The sequence below is a fragment of the Brevundimonas sp. LF-1 genome (genome assembly GCF_037055305.1).
GTDB classification, from domain to species: domain Bacteria; phylum Pseudomonadota; class Alphaproteobacteria; order Caulobacterales; family Caulobacteraceae; genus Brevundimonas; species Brevundimonas sanguinis.
Genome location: NZ_CP146349.1, coordinates 2,934,131 through 2,949,367, shown reverse-complemented (window position 1 = coordinate 2,949,367; position 15,237 = coordinate 2,934,131). Strand labels below are relative to the sequence as shown.

Annotated in this window: 15 protein-coding genes and 3 pseudogenes; 14 read left to right on the top strand and 4 right to left on the bottom strand. The window is 68.4% G+C overall.

Going from position 1 to position 15,237, the window contains the following annotated elements:
• The 3 genes and pseudogenes from V8F63_RS16295 (at nt 1) to V8F63_RS16285 (ending at nt 1,997) form a co-directional block, all read left to right on the top strand.
• A complete protein-coding gene (locus tag V8F63_RS16295) occupies nt 1–957 on the top strand; it encodes a LysR substrate-binding domain-containing protein (protein ID WP_392354102.1) in 957 nt (318 codons plus the stop codon).
• 1 nt (nt 958) lies between these two features.
• Nucleotides 959–1,348: pseudogene (locus V8F63_RS16290) on the top strand (NADPH-dependent FMN reductase); the annotation flags it as partial.
• Between the two features lie 163 nt (nt 1,349–1,511).
• A complete protein-coding gene (locus V8F63_RS16285) occupies nt 1,512–1,997 on the top strand; it encodes a GNAT family N-acetyltransferase (RefSeq protein WP_392354101.1) in 486 nt (161 codons plus the stop codon).
• Nucleotides 1,998–2,114: 117 nt separating this feature from the next.
• Here V8F63_RS16285 and V8F63_RS16280 read toward each other — a convergent pair whose 3' ends face one another.
• From V8F63_RS16280 to V8F63_RS16270, 3 genes and pseudogenes are all read right to left on the bottom strand, one after another.
• Nucleotides 2,115–2,297 (bottom strand): hypothetical protein, encoded by a 183-nt coding sequence (locus V8F63_RS16280; RefSeq protein WP_392354100.1) that lies wholly within the window; start codon nt 2,295–2,297, stop codon nt 2,115–2,117.
• Entirely contained in the window at nt 2,261–2,977 is a 717-nt protein-coding gene (locus V8F63_RS16275; protein WP_392354099.1) for a hypothetical protein, read from the bottom strand. The genes V8F63_RS16280 and V8F63_RS16275 overlap by 37 nt, the downstream gene beginning before the upstream one ends.
• Nucleotides 2,974–3,884: pseudogene (locus tag V8F63_RS16270) on the bottom strand (ABC transporter ATP-binding protein). The gene V8F63_RS16275 and the pseudogene V8F63_RS16270 overlap by 4 nt, the downstream one beginning before the upstream one ends.
• Nucleotides 3,885–3,988: 104 nt before the next feature.
• Here V8F63_RS16270 and V8F63_RS16265 point away from each other — a divergent pair.
• Together V8F63_RS16265 and V8F63_RS16260 are read left to right on the top strand one after the other, a co-directional pair.
• A complete protein-coding gene (locus V8F63_RS16265) occupies nt 3,989–5,224 on the top strand; it encodes an ectonucleotide pyrophosphatase/phosphodiesterase (RefSeq protein ID WP_392354098.1) in 1,236 nt (411 codons plus the stop codon).
• A 148-nt stretch (nt 5,225–5,372) separates the two neighbouring features.
• Nucleotides 5,373–6,761, top strand: coding sequence for a Do family serine endopeptidase (locus V8F63_RS16260; protein ID WP_392354097.1), 1,389 nt, complete (start codon nt 5,373–5,375; stop codon nt 6,759–6,761).
• A 200-nt stretch (nt 6,762–6,961) separates the two neighbouring features.
• Here V8F63_RS16260 and V8F63_RS16255 read toward each other — a convergent pair whose 3' ends face one another.
• On the bottom strand, nt 6,962–7,381 hold the full coding sequence (locus tag V8F63_RS16255; protein ID WP_024353942.1) for a glyoxalase/bleomycin resistance/extradiol dioxygenase family protein: 420 nt from the start codon (nt 7,379–7,381) through the stop codon (nt 6,962–6,964).
• A 67-nt stretch (nt 7,382–7,448) separates the two neighbouring features.
• On the opposite strand from V8F63_RS16255, the pseudogene V8F63_RS16250 reads away from it, so the two are divergent.
• The 9 genes and pseudogenes from V8F63_RS16250 to V8F63_RS16210 all read left to right on the top strand — a co-directional run bounded on the left by V8F63_RS16250 (nt 7,449) and on the right by V8F63_RS16210 (nt 15,184).
• Nucleotides 7,449–8,758, top strand: a pseudogene (locus V8F63_RS16250) (replication-associated recombination protein A).
• Between the two features lie 132 nt (nt 8,759–8,890).
• Nucleotides 8,891–9,331, top strand: a complete 441-nt coding sequence (locus tag V8F63_RS16245; protein ID WP_392354096.1) for a hypothetical protein — start codon at nt 8,891–8,893, stop codon at nt 9,329–9,331.
• 43 nt (nt 9,332–9,374) lie between these two features.
• Nucleotides 9,375–10,100 carry an RluA family pseudouridine synthase gene (locus V8F63_RS16240; RefSeq protein WP_392354095.1) on the top strand — a complete coding sequence of 242 codons (726 nt, stop codon included), beginning with the start codon at nt 9,375–9,377 and terminating at the stop codon, nt 10,098–10,100.
• A 157-nt stretch (nt 10,101–10,257) separates the two neighbouring features.
• Nucleotides 10,258–10,752, top strand: coding sequence for a CC0125/CC1285 family lipoprotein (locus tag V8F63_RS16235; RefSeq protein WP_278069368.1), 495 nt, complete (start codon nt 10,258–10,260; stop codon nt 10,750–10,752).
• A gap of 80 nt (nt 10,753–10,832) precedes the next feature.
• Entirely contained in the window at nt 10,833–11,231 is a 399-nt protein-coding gene (gene crcB / locus V8F63_RS16230) for a fluoride efflux transporter CrcB (RefSeq protein ID WP_392354094.1), read from the top strand.
• Nucleotides 11,228–12,223: an RluA family pseudouridine synthase gene (locus tag V8F63_RS16225; RefSeq protein ID WP_025977619.1), complete on the top strand. Its 996-nt coding sequence runs from the start codon at nt 11,228–11,230 to the stop codon at nt 12,221–12,223. The genes crcB and V8F63_RS16225 overlap by 4 nt, the downstream gene beginning before the upstream one ends.
• Nucleotides 12,220–13,725, top strand: coding sequence for a putative 2OG-Fe(II) oxygenase (locus tag V8F63_RS16220; protein WP_392354093.1), 1,506 nt, complete (start codon nt 12,220–12,222; stop codon nt 13,723–13,725). Before V8F63_RS16225 ends, V8F63_RS16220 begins: the two co-directional genes overlap by 4 nt.
• Before the next feature lies 1 nt (nt 13,726).
• Nucleotides 13,727–14,413, top strand: a complete 687-nt coding sequence (locus V8F63_RS16215; protein WP_392354092.1) for an HAD-IA family hydrolase — start codon at nt 13,727–13,729, stop codon at nt 14,411–14,413.
• Nucleotides 14,414–14,422: 9 nt separating this feature from the next.
• Nucleotides 14,423–15,184 carry an ATP12 family protein gene (locus V8F63_RS16210; RefSeq protein WP_392354091.1) on the top strand — a complete coding sequence of 254 codons (762 nt, stop codon included), beginning with the start codon at nt 14,423–14,425 and terminating at the stop codon, nt 15,182–15,184.
• Nucleotides 15,185–15,237: the final 53 nt, after the last annotated feature.

Here is a 15,237-nt window from a genome sequence, read left to right as displayed (position 1 = left end):
ATGAGAGACCTCAACGACCTCTATTATTTCGTACAGGTGGTGGATCACCTCGGCTTCGCCCCGGCGGCGCGGGCGCTGGGGATGCAGAAATCCAAGCTCAGCCGCCGCATCGCCGCGCTGGAAGACCAACTGGGCACGCGGCTGATCCAGCGCTCGTCGCGCAAGTTTTCCGTCACCGAGATCGGTCAGGCCTATTACCAGCACTGCCTCGCCATGCTGGTCGAGGCCGAGGCGGCGCAGGCCCTGATCGACGGCACCCGGTCCGAGCCGTGCGGCACGATCCGCGTGGCCTGCGCGCCCGGCCTGCTGACCTATCAGATGAGCGGGCTGATCGTGCGCTTCATGGCCCTGTATCCCGAGCTTGAGGTGCAGCTTCACAGCACCAGCCGCCGGGTGGATGTCATAGGCGACGGATTCGACCTAGCCATTCGCGTGCGCGAGCCGCCGCTGGAGCAGACAGACTTGGTCATGCGCAAGCTGGACGAGAGCGTGCATCGCCTCGTCGCCAGTCCCGACCTGATCGCCCGCATGGGAGCGCCGACCGGCCCGGCCGATCTGGCGGGCTGGCCCAGTGTGGATTTCGGTCCGGCGCATCGTGATCATGTGTGGGCGCTGAACCACAAGGACGGCATGACGGCGTCGGTGCGCCATGCGCCGCGTCTGGTCACCGACGACCTGCACATGCTGCACGAAGGCGCTCTGAACGGCTTGGGCGTGGGTCTGCTGCCCAGCGTGGCGGTGATGCGCGACCTTGAGACGGGGCGGCTGATCGACCTGCTGCCGGACTGGCGGCCCAAGAAGTGGATCGTCCACGCGGTCTTCCCGTCGCGGCGGGGGCTGCTGCCTTCGATGCGCATGCTGCTGGATTTTCTGGTCGAGGGTTGCGCCGAGCAGCAAATTCACGGCGAAAGGCTGTCGCCGCCTGATATGGCGGCGCTCGCGGAGACGAAGGACTGAAATGCGTCTGGTCGGATTGTCGGGCAGCCTGAGGGCGGCCTCCTACAACAGCGCCCTGTTGCGCGCGGCGCAGGAGACGGCGCCGCCGGACGTGGAGCTGATCGCCGCGACCATCTATGGCATCCCTCTTTATGACGGCGATCTGGAGGCCGAGCAGGGTCTGCCCGACGCCGTGGTCGCGCTGAAGGATCTGATCGCCGACAGCGACGGACTGATGCTGTTCACGCCCGAATACAACAACTCCATCCCCGGCCCGTTCAAGAACGCCATCGACTGGCTCAGCCGGCCCAGTTCAGACATCGCACGGGTGTTCGGCGGGCGGCCGGTGGCGGTGCTGGGCGCCTCGCCCGGACCGTTCGGGACGCTGATGAGCCAGGCGGCCTGGCTGCCGGTGCTGCGCACCCTGGGCGCGGCGCCCTGGTTCGGGGCAAGGGTGATGGTCACACGCGCGGGCGACGCCTTCGACGCCGAAGGCCGCCTGATCGACGCAGATACGCGTCGTCGCCTGACCGCCTTCGTCGCCGGTTTCGCGGATCACTGCCGGGGGCGCCGGCATGAGCGGGGAAGCCTTCGCCATCGTCGCCTATCGGCCGGAGCATCGCGACGCCTGGCTCACCCTGAACGAAGCCTGGCTGGCCGAGGGCGGCTTCGCCATCGAAGCCAAGGACCGCAAGGTGCTCAGCGACCCCGAGGGGCAGATCCTGACGCCGGGCGGCCGCATCTTCTTCGTCGAGCAGGCGGGTCAGGCCGTCGGCTGCTGCGCCCTGATGGCGATGGACGACGGCGGCTATGAGGTCGCCAAGATGACTATTGCGCCGTTCGCGCGCGGTCAGGGGCTGTCGCGCCGACTGCTGGACGCCTGCGAGGCGGCCGCCCGTGAGGCGGGCGCGCATCGCCTCTATCTGGAGACCAGTTCGACGCTCGGCCCCGCGCTGGCGCTTTATGACAGCTTCGGCTTTGTCCGCCTGCCGCCGCGCGACACGCCCTATGTTCGGGCCGACGTCTTCATGGAGAAGGCGCTGGGTTTCTCCTCCCCATGACATGGAGAGGTGGATCGGCGGCGTAGCCGTCAAGACGGAGGGGCCGCTTGGTTCCGCAGCATTAAGCCCCTCCACCGCTAAGCGGTCCCCCTCCCCACGCAGTGGGGAGGAAAGGCTCTACTCCTTCGACAGGTCCTGTCTCTGGAACCACGCCAGGGTCAGAAGGAAGGGGCCGAAGCTCCACAGAGCCAGTCCTGCGATGGCGCGCCAGGCGGCGCCTGAGGGGACAAGGGCGGCTTCCATGCCGCCGTTGACCAGGGCTTTCAGCACTTCATAGGCGTCGCCGGGCAACAGCAGCATCGTCGCCCAGTCGCCCATCTGCCAGCCGAACAGGGGCTCAGCTTGGCCAGGAAGAACTGGCCGACCCCGATGACCAGAGGCACGAACAGCGCCGCCAGCAGGGACCGCGTCACTGTCGCCGCCAGCAGGCCGAGCAGCAGGAACTGCACCACCCGCACATAGGATAGAAGCGCCAGCAGGCCGAAGGCCTGCGCCTGTTCGCCGCCGAAGCCGAAGGTGAAGCTGCGCCCGAAGATCACGCCCTTGGCGACATCGGCGCCGAGGCTGGCGAGCAGCAGCAGGAACAGCCCGGCCAGGGTCATCAGCTTGACCGCGCCGACCTTGCCCATGATCAGGTTCGGCCGGGTGTTGCGCGCCGTGATCAACCGCCAGGTCTCCCAGCGGTAGTCGCCGGCGAAGACGGTGGCCGCGCCGATCAACAGGAAGGCCAGCGCGCCCGGATTGGCCAGCCCGCCGGCCGCATCGACCAGCGACTGGCCCAGATCGACGGCGCTGGCGGTCAGTTTCAGTTCAACCGGCAGGGTCTGCATCGCCCCATCCATCTTGGACCGAATAAACAGGAAGCTTGCGGTCGCCAGAACCAGCGAGATCAGGGGCACGAAAACGACGCTCCAGAACATCGCCGTGCGGTTCTGCAGCAGGCGCCAGGTTTCGGCGCGGATGGCGTCGGCCAGCATCATGTGCGGCCTCCCTCGACGGAAGAGGTTTCGGTCATGAAGACGCTTTCCAGATCGGCGCCGACCCAGCGGGCCTCGTCGATGTCCACGCCCTGTTCGATCAGGGCGCGCAGCAGGGCAGGGGCCTCGGCGCGGGAAATGGCGGCCATGACGGCGTCGTCCTGAACGCTGCCCCGCTCGCCCAGCACGGCCATGACCTTGGCCAGCGGCGTGGCGGACAGGCGCAGGCGCTCGCCCGAGGCGGTCAGGTCGCTGACCTTGCCCTCGGCCGCCAGCTTGCCCCGGTTCAGAATGGCGACGCGGTCGCACACGCGCTGGACCTCCAGCAGCTGGTGGCTGGCCAGAACGACGGTGACGCCGTCGTCGTCGGCCAGGCTGCGGATCAAGGCGCGCATCTCCTGAATGCCGGGGGATCCATGCCGCTGGTCGGTTCATCCAGGATGACCAGATCGGGCCGGGTCATCAGGGCGGCGGCGACGCCGAGCCGTTGCATCATCCCGACCGAGAAGCCGCGCACCTTGCGGTCGGCCGCCTCGGCCAGGCCGACCCGATCCAGCCAGCGGTCGGTCTCAGCGTCAGCGCTCGCGCCACGTCCTTGGCCATGCGCCAGCGCCAGCCAGCGCAGGGCCTGACGCGCGGTCAGATAGGGCGGATAGCGCGGCGTCTCGATCATCGAGCCCATGCGACGGGTTACGGCCGGATCGCCGGCGTGCTGGCCCATCACCCCCACCTCGCCCGCCGTGGGCCGGATCAGGCCCAGCAGGATGCGGAACAGGGTCGACTTGCCCGCGCCGTTGGGCCCCAGCACCCCATAGACCCCGCCGCGCGGTATGCTGAGACTGAGGCCGTCAAGGGCGCGCACCGCGCCATAGGTCTTGGTCAGGCCGTTCGTTTCGATAACGCTGGTCATGAAGGGGAACGTGGCCCGCGGTTGAAAAACCGGCAAGCCGTCTTCTGTCTGTCGCGGATTAAGCTTAGGCAATGTTCGCGAAAGTCGGTTTGTCGGAGTTCCTCATGTTTGATCGTCTGTTCGGGCTGGCGCGCGCCGCCGTCCTGACGCTGGCCGTCGCCGCCTGCGCCGCCACGCCGCCCGTCGCGCCGGTCGAAACGGCTCAGGCGCCGAACGTCATCATGATCTCCATCGACGGCTTCCGTGCGGACTATCTGGAACGCGGGGCGACGCCGGTGCTGGCGCAACTGGCGGCCGACGGGGCGTCGGGGCCGATGAAGCCGTCCTTCCCCAGCGTGACCTTTCCCAATCACTATACGCTCGTCACCGGCCTGCATCCCGATCACCACGGCATCGTCGGCAACAATATGGTCGACGCTGAACTGGGCCGGTTCTCGCTTGGCAACAAGCAGGCGGTCACCGATCGCCGCTGGTGGGATCAGGGCGAGCCGATCTGGGTCTCGGCCGAGCGGCAGGGCGTGAAGACGGCCACCATGTTCTGGCCGGGCTCCGAGGCCGACATTCGCGGCGTGCGTCCCACCTATTGGACGCCTTTCGACCAGTCGATGCCGGGCGACGCCCGCGTTGATCAGGTGCTGGCCTGGATGGACCTTCCCGCCGCCCAGCGCCCGGCCCTGACGACCCTCTATTTCGACATCGTCGACACCATGGGCCACAACCACGGCCCCGACGCGCCGCAGACGTTGGAAGCGTTGCGTTCGGTCGACGCCTCCGTCGGGCGTCTGGTCGAGGGGCTGAAGGCTCGGGGCCTGTATGACAACACCATGGTGGTGGTGGTGTCGGACCACGGCATGGCGGCGACTTCGCCCGACCGCGTCACCGTGCTGGACGACATTATCGATCCCGAGGCGGTGCAGATCGTCTATTCGGGCGCGGTCGCCTTCCTGAACCCCGTCGCAGGCCGCGAGGCCGAGGTCGAGCAGGCCCTACTGGGCTCGCGCCCTCACCTGGACTGCTGGCGCAAGAGCGAGATTCCGGCGCGCTTCGTCCTTGGCTCCAACCCGCGCGTCTCGGCTATCGTCTGCGCGTCCGAGCCCGGCTGGCTGCTGGCGACCAAGGCGCGGCCGGTGACCAAGCCCGGCGGCGCCCACGGGTATGACAACGCTGCGCCCGAGATGCAGGCCGTCTTCATAGCCCACGGTCCCGGCGTGATCGCGGGGCGGCGGTTGCAGAACCTGGACAGCGTCGACGTCCAGCCCTTCCTGGCGCGCCTGCTGGGCGTGACCGCGCCGCGCGGCGACGGCGATCCGAACGACACCCTGCCAGTCACGGTGCGCTGATCGGCGATCTCTCGGCACGCGGCGGAACGGGACGGGGTCACGTCCGTTTGATCGCCGCCGCGCCTTTGAGCGAACGAGGGCCTTGATCCTGTCGAAAAGCCGAGGCGGAATGAACGAAACGCCCAAGCTTGATAAAAATCGGGACGAGATGAATACTTCCAGACTGGCCATCGCCGCCGCCCTGATCCTGTCCGCCTGCGGCCAGCCGCAGCCCACCAAGGCGCAGGAAGGCGTCTTCGCCGAACAGCCCCGCGTCGCCCCGCGCGACGCCGGGGCGCTGAAGACCAGCTTCGCCCCCGTGGTGCGAGAGGCCGCCCCCGCCGTGGTGAACATCTCGGCGCGCGGCATCCAGCAGGTGCGTGATCCCTTTTTCGAACTGTTCGGCGGCGGGCCGCAGTCGCGCGTCACCGGCTCCATCGGTTCGGGCGTGATTGTGCGCCCCGACGGGATCGTGGTGACCAACAACCACGTCATCCAAAACATGCAGCAGATCCGCGTCACTCTGAACGACCGGCGCGAATATCCGGCCAAGGTGCTGCTGGCGGACGAGCGGTCCGACATCGCCGTGCTGCAACTGGAGAATCTGGACGGCGACCTGCCGGTGCTGCGCATCGACGATCAGGAGCAGCAGCAGGTCGGTGACCTGGTCCTGGCCATCGGCAACCCGTTCGGCGTCGGCCAGACTGTGACCAACGGGATCATCTCGGCCCTGAATCGCACCGAGACGGGCATCAGCGATTCCGGCTCCTTCATCCAGACCGACGCGCCGATCAATCCGGGCAACTCGGGCGGCGCCCTGGTGGACATGGACGGCGAACTGATCGGCATCAATACGGCGATCTTCTCGCGCTCGGGTTCGTCCAGCGGCGTTGGCTTCGCCGTGCCTGCGGCTATGGTCAAGCGGGTGGTGGACTCGGCGGTCGGCGGGGCCAAGGCGGTCGAGCGCGCCTGGCTGGGCGTCAAGGGCGACACCGTCAGCGCCGACATCGCCCGCAGCCTGGGCCTTGAGCGGCCGCAGGGATTGATGGTCACCGACGTCTACCCCGGCGGCCCGGGCGCGCGCGCGGGCATCCAGCAGGGCGACGTGATCACCGCCATCGACGGCGCCGAGGTCAATGATCAGGGCGGCCTGAACTTCCGCGTCGGCACCAAGTCGCCGAACTCGACCGTCGCCGTCACCGTGCTGCGCGACGGTCGGACCCAGACGCTGAACGCCCGCGTCTCGACCCTGCCGGGCGATGCCGATCCGGGGCAGGGAACGGTCGTGGGGCAGGGGGCTCTGGCGGGTCTTCAGGGCGTGGCGCTCAACCCGGCGCTGGCCGACCGTCTGGGCGGCGATCCCTTCACCAGCGGCGTGGTGGTGACGGGCTTGCAGCGCAACAGCATCCCGGCCCGCATCGGCCTGCGTCCCAATGACCTGGTGGTGCAGATCGACGGCCGCGCCGTCACGACGGTCGCCGCCCTGGGCAGGGCGCAGCGGGGCTCGGAACTGGTGATCGTGCGCGGCGGCCGCCGTCTGACCGGGCGCCTGCCGTAGGAAAACAGGCCACGCGTTTCTCCCTCCCCGTCTCGGGGAGGGTGGTCGCGCAGCGACCGGGTGGGGAGGGCCGGGTGATCCGAGTGCGGCGCTTGAATAGCCTCGCCGCCCCCACCCGGCTTCGGCTTCGCCTCAGCCACCCTCCCCATGAAGGGGAGGGAGAGGGTTGCGCTTTTTTGGATGCGACGGCAGCGGGGCCCTTACCCCTTCACCGGCCCGCCGATGCTCCATAGGTGGCCGAAGGGGTCGCGAACCTGGCCGTAGCGGTCGCCCCAGAACTGGTCCTCCAGCGGCATGACCGGGATGGCGCCGTTGACCAGGGCGCGGCCCCACCATTCATCGGCGTCGTCGACCTGAAGATGCAGGCTGACGCCGACCGGCTTGATGTCGGCCTCGCCGGTCCATTCGGGGAATTCGTCGGCCAGCATGAGGCTGCCGCCGTTGATGCGCAGATGGGCGTGCATCAGGCGCTCGCCGTCCTCGGCGGGCATCCGCATGACTTCCTCGGCTCCGAAGGCGCGGGCGTAGAATTCGATCGCTGCGGCCGCGCCGCGCGAGGGAATGGTCAGATGGGGCGTCACCCCGCCGCGCGGTCCCTGATCGGGCTTGGGTTCTGTCATGCGATTCCTCCTTGGAGGCGTTGTAGCGGGTGCAGTCGCCCGAACGAACGCCTATCTAGAGCGTTCCATGACTGATTTGTTCGAAGCCTCCGGCATTCATCCTCCCGACGCGCCGCTCGCCGACCGTCTGCGCCCGCAGGCGCTGGACCAGGTGGTGGGCCAGGATCACCTGCTGGGCGAAGGCGGTCCGATCCGCCGCATGATCGAGGCCGGACGCCTCGGCTCCATGATCCTGTGGGGGCCGCCTGGGACGGGAAAGACCACCATCGCCCGCCTGCTGGCCAAAGCGGCGGGCTATGAATATCAATCCATTAGCGCCGTCTTCTCGGGCGTGGCCGACCTGAAGAAGGCGTTCGAGGCCGCGCGGATGCGCCGGGCGGCGGGGCAGAAGACCCTGCTGTTCGTCGACGAGATCCACCGCTTCAACCGCGCCCAGCAGGACGGCTTCCTGCCCTTCGTGGAGGAGGGGATCGTCACCCTGGTCGGCGCCACGACGGAGAACCCCAGCTTCGAGTTGAACGGCGCCCTGCTGTCGCGCAGCCAGGTCTATGTGCTGAAGCGGCTGGACGACGCCTCTCTGGACCTGCTGCTGGAGCGTGCCGAGGCGCTGATGGGCAAGCCTCTACCGCTGACGCCGGAAGCGCGGCAGGCCATGCTGGCCCTGGCTGACGGCGACGGGCGCTATCTGCTGACCATGTCCGAGGTGCTGTTCGATCTGACGGATGTCGAGCCGCTGGACGTTCAGGCCTTGGCGGGCGTGCTGCAGAAGCGCGCCCCCGCCTACGACAAGTCGCGTGAGGAGCATTACAACCTCATCTCCGCCCTGCATAAGTCGGTGCGCGGGTCGGACCCGGACGCGGCGCTCTACTGGCTGGCGCGGATGCTGAACGGGGGCGAGGACCCGCTCTATCTGGCTCGGCGGATCGTCCGCATGGCGGTCGAGGACATCGGTCAGGCCGACCCTCTGTCCATCCTGGTCGCCAATGCGGCCAAGGATACCTACGACTTCCTCGGCTCGCCCGAGGGGAGCTGGCTCTGGCCCAGGCGGTCGTCCACCTGGCAACGGCGCCGAAGTCGGTCGGGGTCTACGAAGCCTTCAAGGCGGCGAAGAAGGCGGCGCACGAGACCGGCTCCCTTATACCCCCGGCCCACATTCGCAACGCCCCGACCAAGCTGATGAAGTCGCTGGGCTACGGCAAGGGCTATCAATACGATCCCGACACCCCCGAGGGCTTCTCCGGCGCCGACTTCTTCCCCGACGAAATGGAGCGCCGCACCTTCTATAAGCCCAAGGGCGAGGGCCATGAGGAGAAGGTCAAGGCGCGCCTGGAACGCTGGGCGGCGATGCGGGCGCGGATGCAGGCGGATAAGACTTAGGCCTGGCCGCTTTAGCGGGTTCTGTTCGCCGGGCGCACGACTGAGCCATGGGGCGTAAGATTCACCCGAAACCCTTGTTGCGGCGACCTATTTCGGCGTAGCTATTGGCGCTCAGGCTGTGGGGGAAGAATGATGGTCGATATTTCGAAGCGCCCGACGGCGCCGTGGCATCTGTGGGCCATCGCCGCCGCCTCAGTGCTCTGGAACGGCGCCGGCGTTTGGCAATGGTACCAGAAGGTGACCGGCGCGCAGGCCTATTGGAGCGCCCTGACGATGGAGCAGGTCTTCTATCTGCGCTCGGCCCCGATGTGGACGGATGTGGCCTTCGGCGTGGCGGTATGGTGCGGCCTGCTGGGCGCGCTGATGCTGTTGCTGCGGCGCAAGCTGGCCTTCAACGCCTTCGTCGCGGGCCTCATCGCCATGCTGGCGCACGCTGTCTACGTGCTGGCGCTGAGCAATGGGCGCGAGGTGTTGGGCGCCGCGGGGCTGGCCTCTGTCGGGGCGGTCGCCGCCGTTTTCGTCATCCAGATCGCCTATGCCCACTGGGCGCGCCGCAAGGGTCTGATCCGCTGAGAAGCATGGCGAACCGGGCCTTGCTCGGCTAAAGGCTCGGCGGGTGAAGACTCGCCAGCCTGTTTCCCTGACCGAAGAAGAGATCGCCGCCGTCCGTTCCTGGGTGGTGCATGAAGACGCGCATCTGATCGCCTTCAACAAGCCGTCGGGCCTGTCCAGCCAGGGCGGCCGCATTCAGGCGCATACGCTGGACGACCTGCTGTGGGCCTTCGCTCGCTCGAACGGCAAGCGGCCGGAGTTGGTCCATCGGCTGGATCGAGACACCTCGGGCGTCATCCTGGCCGCAAAGACCAAGCCCGCCGCCGGTTTCTTCGGCAAGGCGATGCAGATGCGCAAGTTCCAGAAAACCTATCTGGCGCTTGTCGCAGAGGCGCCGGAGCCCAAGGCTGGCCGCATCACCTCGGCCCTGCGCCGCGAAGAGATCGGCCGTGAAAGCTATATGCGGGTCGTGGCGTTCGATGCGCCGGGCGCGCAAGGGGCCGCCAGCAGCTACCGCACTCTGGTCTCCGGTCAGGACGGGGCGGTGGTCGAACTCTCGCCCGAGACGGGGCGGATGCACCAACTTCGCGTCCACATGGCTTCCATCGGTCGCCCGCTGGTCGGCGATGTCCGCTATGGCGGGGCCCTGACCTTCGCCGGGCGCGCGGCGCCGCGGCTGATGCTGCACGCGGCGAAGCTGAGTTTTCCCCACCCCGACGGCGGCCGCGTGACTGTCGAGGCGCCGGAGCCTGAAGATTTCCAGTCCCTGCGCGAGGCCGCCGGCCTTTAGCAGATGCGGTGCGCCGCGCGGACGCTCGACCCTCGAGTCAACGCCGAGGATGACGGTGGAACTGCGAGAGACGCCGGCGCCGCTTCATCCCCTATTCAGCTTCACAGCGGAACAATCCGGCCCGCCCGTGCGCTGTTCGGGCGTGGGAGACACGCGCATGAAACGCCTCGCCATCGTCACGATCGCCGCTTCGGCCTTGGCCCTGACCGCCTGCGCCAGCCTGGCGCCCTATGGCCAGCAGATGGGACCGAACGGGCAGGGCTATTCCGACCAGCAGATCGAACGCGACCGTTTCCGCGTGACCTACAGAGGCGTCGGCGCGCCCGGCCCGGTGGCCGACATGGCCCTGTTCCGCGCCGCCCAACTGACGGTCGAGCAGGGCTACGACTGGTTCGAGGTGACGCAGCGCTGGATCGACGGTCGTCCCGAAAGCGCCGGTGGCGTGCGTCCCAGCGTATCGGTGGGCGCCAGCTCGGGCCGTTACGGCGGATGGTCGACCTCGGGCGTCGGCGTCGGCCTCGGCTTCGACCTCAGCGGGCCGCAGCCGACATCGACGACACTGGAGATCGTCATGGGGCGCGGCCAGCGCCCGGACCGTCGGGAAGCCTATGACGCGCGAGGGGTCCAGGACGCCATTCGTCCGCGCCTATAAGGGCCTGGAACAGCCCAGCGCGGGATCGCCGCAACCTGGCGGCCTTCGCAAATGACGTCGGAACAGTATAAGCCGCCAGCATGACACGTTTCTTGCTGGTGGCGATCGGCGGCGGCCTGGGGGCTATGGCCCGCTATGGGCTGGGTCTGGCGGCGGGCCGCCTGGCGCCGGGCGCGGCCTGGCCATGGGCGACCCTGACCGCCAATGTCATCGGCGGCCTGCTGATGGGACTGCTGACCGGCTGGCTGACGTTGAAGGCGGGGGCGGGGCAGGAGAACATCCGCCTGTTCGCCGCCGTCGGCGTGCTGGGCGGGTTCACGACCTTTTCCGCCTTCTCGCTGGAAACGGCCCTGATGATCGAACGCCGTGAAATCGTCTCGGCTTTGGTTTATGCGGCGGGTTCGGTGGTTCTCGCCATCGCCGCCCTGTTCGTCGGCCTGATGATCGCGCGCAAACTGTTTACCGGAGTGGGCGCATGAGCCGCGAAGTCCAGACCCTCTATGTCGCCGAGGATGAAGACGACATCCGCTTGGATCGCTGGTTCAAGCGACGCTGGCCGCACCTGACCCATATCCAGGTCGAGAAGATGGCCCGCAGCGGCCAGATCCGCGTCGACGGCTCGCGCGTCAAACCGCAGGATCGCCTGACCGCCGGCGCCGCCGTGCGCGTGCCGCCGCTGCCCGAGGCCAATCCGCGCAAGCCCGGCGACCTGCATGAACTGACCGAGCGCGACATCGCCTACGCCAAGTCGCTGGTGCTGTACGAAGATCACATGGTCATCGCCCTGAACAAGCCGCACGGCCTGGCCGTGCAGGGCGGGACCAAGACGACCAAGCACGTCGACCGCCTGTTGTCGGCCTGGGGCGAGGGGATGGACCGGCCGCGGCTGGTTCACCGCCTGGACCGCGACACCTCGGGCGTGCTGCTGCTGGGCAAGGGGCCTGAAGCGGCCAAGCGTCTGGCCGGCGCCTTCGCCCGTCGTCAGGCCAAGAAGACCTATTGGGCCATCGTCATCGGCAACCCCAAGCCTTCGGCGGGCCAGATCGACATGGCGTTGAAGAAGACCGGCATCAACGACTTCGAGATGATGCGCCCGGCCGAGCCCAAGGACCCCAAGGCCGAACCGGCCGAGACCGCCTTCGCCACCATCAGCCGGGCCGCCCACCGCGCGGCCTGGATGGCGCTGCGCCCCTTCACCGGCCGGACGCACCAGTTGCGCGCCCACATGGCGGCCATCGGCCACCCGATCCTGGGCGACCCCAAATACGGCGACGACAAGTCCCGCGAACTGTCCGGCCCGCTGAAGCTGCAGCTTCACGCCCGCCGCATCGAGCTGGACCACCCCGGCGGGGGCAAGCTGATCGTCGAGGCGCCGTTGAGCCCTGAGATGAAGGCCGGTTTCAACCACTTCGGCTTCTCCGAGGACGAGGCCGACGAGGATCCCTTCGAGGGCGTGCGGCGGATGCGATGAGTACCGCGCCGGGGGTTCATATGAGGCTCCAGCGGGCTCAGGCCCTGGCTCAGCAAGGCGACTTGACGGGGGCGCTGGCGGAGCTGGAGCAGGCGCCGCCGGCCGATCGCGCGGGCGTCCTGTCGTTTCAGGTCGATCTGCTGAAGGCGATGGAGCGTTTCGAGGACGCGCTGGCCATCCGGCGTGAGCAGGTCAAGGCGGCGCCGAACAGCGTCACCGCACGGCACAATCTGGCCGCCCTGCTGGGCGACATGGGCCGCAATGCCGAGGCGGTCGAGACGGCGCATCAGGCATTCGCCAACGGTGGCGATGCGCCCGAGACCTGGCTTGTTCTGGCGCGCGCCCTATCCGGCTGCGCCCGGCTGGATGAGGCCGAGGACGCCTATCGCCGCGCCGTAGAACGCCGCCCGGCCTATGGCGAGGCGGTTCGCGAACTGGCCCAGCTGATCTGGATGCGCGGCGGCGATGTAGAGGCCGCCAGAGCGCCGGTGCTGAACGCGCTGGCGACGGCGCCGGGCGACGGCGATCTGCTGACCTGTCTGGCCTTGGTGCTGATGTATGGCGGCGGCGATCCGCGCGAGGCGTGGGCCGAACTGACGCAGCGGGCCAAGGCGGGCGGCGCCCGTTCCGCGTCGGTCGAACTGGCGGCCGGACAACTGGCCCTGACCTTTGACCCGGCGCTCGCGATCGGACATGCGCGCAGGGCGACCGAGCTGGCGCCGCAGACGATCGATTCCTGGATCAGCCTGGCCGAAGCCCTTGTCGCCACGGGCGACGCCGACGGCGCCCTCGAAATACTGGACCAGCTTTCCGGCGCGCCGGTCGTCCATCAGAAGGTTCTGGCCCTGCACGCCACGGCCAGCCGGGTGAAGGGACAGGCCGATGCGCTGGGCCTCGATGATATGGACGGTCTTGTCAGCGCACAGACCATCGACACCCCGCCGGGCTGGAACGATCTGGGCGCCTATCTGGCGGACCTGCAGGCGGCCCTGCTGGCGCAGCACGCCTATCAGAACCATCCGCTGGGTCAGAGCCTGCGTCATGGGACGCAGACCCCGGTAGATCTGACCCTGGTCGATGATCCGGCCATCCGCGCCTTCTTCACCGCCATCGACGGGCCGATCCGTCGTCATCTGGCGCGGCTAGGGCAGGGCGGCGACCCGGTTCGGCGTCGCAACAGCGGCGATTACAGGCTGAACGGCTGCTGGTCCGTGCGGCTGGCGCCGGGCGGCTTTCACGAACACCACATCCACCCCAAGGGCTGGTATTCCTCCGCCTGCTACATCGACGTGCCGCCGGTGGTCGAGGCGGGCGGTCGCGAGGGCTGGCTGGCCTTGGGTCAGCCGCCGTTCCCGACGCCGCAGCCCCTGGAGCCGCTGCGGTATGAAAAGCCGCAGCCGGGCAAGCTGGCGCTGTTCCCGTCCTGCCTGTGGCACGGCACCGTGCCCTTTACCGGCGACCAGCCCCGTCTGTCCGTCGCCTTTGACATCGTGCCTGTCTGACATGATCACTTCCGACGCTCCTCTCGCCGTCTTCGACATCGACGGCACCCTGGTCGACAGCCGCGCCTCGATCCATCGCGCGGCCTGCGAGGCGGCGCTGGTGCTTGGCCTGCCGGAACCGGAATACGACCGAGTGCGCCAGATTGTCGGTCTGAGCCTGCCTCACGCCCTGCATGTGCTGGAGCCGTCGCTGACCGACGCCGAACTGGCGGACTTCGTCGCGGCTTTCCAGGCCAGCTTCCGCGCCATGTATGAGGCGGGGCATGAGGAGCCCCTCTATCCCGGCGTCATGGACACCCTGCGGCGGCTGAAGCGCGACGGTTGGCGTCTGTCGCTGGCGACGGGGCAGAACCGGCGCGGGGTGGCTCGCAACCTGGCGCGGCCCGAGTGGAACGATCTCTTCCTGTCCAGCCACTGCGCCGAGGATGGACCCGGAAAGCCGGACCCGGCCATGCTGCGCGCCGCCATGCACGCTTGCGGCGCCGACGCCGCCTCGACCGTCATGATCGGGGACACCAGCCACGACATCACAATGGCCGTAGCGGCTGGGGTGCATCCGCTGGGGGTCGGCTGGGGCTTTCACACGGTGGAGGAGCAGGCCGCTGCGGGCGCGCTGCACATCGCCGCCGATTTTCCTGACCTGGAGGCGGCGCTCGATCGTTTCGCCTCGACCAAGCTGTTCGCCTAGAAGTTCATCATGTCCCACATTCCTCCGCTTGATCCCAACGTCGCCGCCCAGAAGGGCTTCCGTGAATCCGAGGAGCGCATCAAGCGCTTCTGGAAGGCCGCCGGGGTCGAAGCCCGCGAGAGCGGCTGGATCGTCCTGCTGGACGGCCGCGCGCCCAAGACGCCCGCCGGAAACGCCATCGTCCTGCCGACCGAGACCGCCGCGGGACTGGTGGCCGAGGAGTGGAACGATCAGGGCGAGCACCTGTTGCCGGCCACCATGCCCGCCACCCGACTGGCCTCGACCGCCATCGACCGGGTCAGCCAGACGCGCGCGCCTGTTGCCGAAGAGATCGCCCGCTACGCCGGGTCGGACGTGCTCTGCTACCTGGCCGAGACGCCGTCGGGGCTGATCGAGCGCCAGCAGGCGGAGTGGGGGCCGTGGCGCGACTGGGCCGCGCGCGAACTGGGGGTCGAACTGCAACCGGTCGAGGGCATCATTCATCGGCCGCAGGCGCCGCAGGCTCTGGCGCGGGTCGAGGCCCTGGCCCTCGAGATGGACGACTTCGCCCTGACCGGGCTGGCGACGGCCGTGCCTCTGTTCGGCTCGGCGGTGCTGGGGCTGGCGGTGCAGCGCGGCGCGCTGTCGGGCGAGACGGCGCTGGACCTGTCGCGGCTGGACGAAGCCTTCACCGAGGAGCGCTGGGGCGTGGACGAAGAGGCGGCTGCCCGAACCGCTGCTCACCGCGCCGAAGCTGCATTGCTGCAGCGGTGGTTCGAGGCGCTCAGATAACTTTCCCTCCTGGAAAGTTATGACTTGACGAAGTGGAAAGTCATCGTCATTTT

Bases quoted from the DNA above. Each gene is read 5' to 3' on its own strand.
- V8F63_RS16295 (WP_392354102.1), top strand. From the start codon at position 1: ATGAGAGACCTCAACGACCTCTATTATTTCGTACAGGTGGTGGATCAC.
- V8F63_RS16285 (WP_392354101.1), top strand. From the start codon at position 1,512: ATGAGCGGGGAAGCCTTCGCCATCGTCGCCTATCGGCCGGAGCATCGC.
- V8F63_RS16280 (WP_392354100.1), bottom strand. From the start codon at position 2,297: ATGCTGCTGTTGCCCGGCGACGCCTATGAAGTGCTGAAAGCCCTGGTC.
- V8F63_RS16275 (WP_392354099.1), bottom strand. From the start codon at position 2,977: ATGATGCTGGCCGACGCCATCCGCGCCGAAACCTGGCGCCTGCTGCAG.
- V8F63_RS16265 (WP_392354098.1), top strand. From the start codon at position 3,989: ATGTTTGATCGTCTGTTCGGGCTGGCGCGCGCCGCCGTCCTGACGCTG.
- V8F63_RS16260 (WP_392354097.1), top strand. From the start codon at position 5,373: ATGAATACTTCCAGACTGGCCATCGCCGCCGCCCTGATCCTGTCCGCC.
- V8F63_RS16255 (WP_024353942.1), bottom strand. From the start codon at position 7,381: ATGACAGAACCCAAGCCCGATCAGGGACCGCGCGGCGGGGTGACGCCC.
- V8F63_RS16245 (WP_392354096.1), top strand. From the start codon at position 8,891: ATGGTCGATATTTCGAAGCGCCCGACGGCGCCGTGGCATCTGTGGGCC.
- V8F63_RS16235 (WP_278069368.1), top strand. From the start codon at position 10,258: ATGAAACGCCTCGCCATCGTCACGATCGCCGCTTCGGCCTTGGCCCTG.
- crcB (WP_392354094.1), top strand. From the start codon at position 10,833: ATGACACGTTTCTTGCTGGTGGCGATCGGCGGCGGCCTGGGGGCTATG.
- V8F63_RS16225 (WP_025977619.1), top strand. From the start codon at position 11,228: ATGAGCCGCGAAGTCCAGACCCTCTATGTCGCCGAGGATGAAGACGAC.
- V8F63_RS16220 (WP_392354093.1), top strand. From the start codon at position 12,220: ATGAGTACCGCGCCGGGGGTTCATATGAGGCTCCAGCGGGCTCAGGCC.
- V8F63_RS16215 (WP_392354092.1), top strand. From the start codon at position 13,727: ATGATCACTTCCGACGCTCCTCTCGCCGTCTTCGACATCGACGGCACC.
- V8F63_RS16210 (WP_392354091.1), top strand. From the start codon at position 14,423: ATGTCCCACATTCCTCCGCTTGATCCCAACGTCGCCGCCCAGAAGGGC.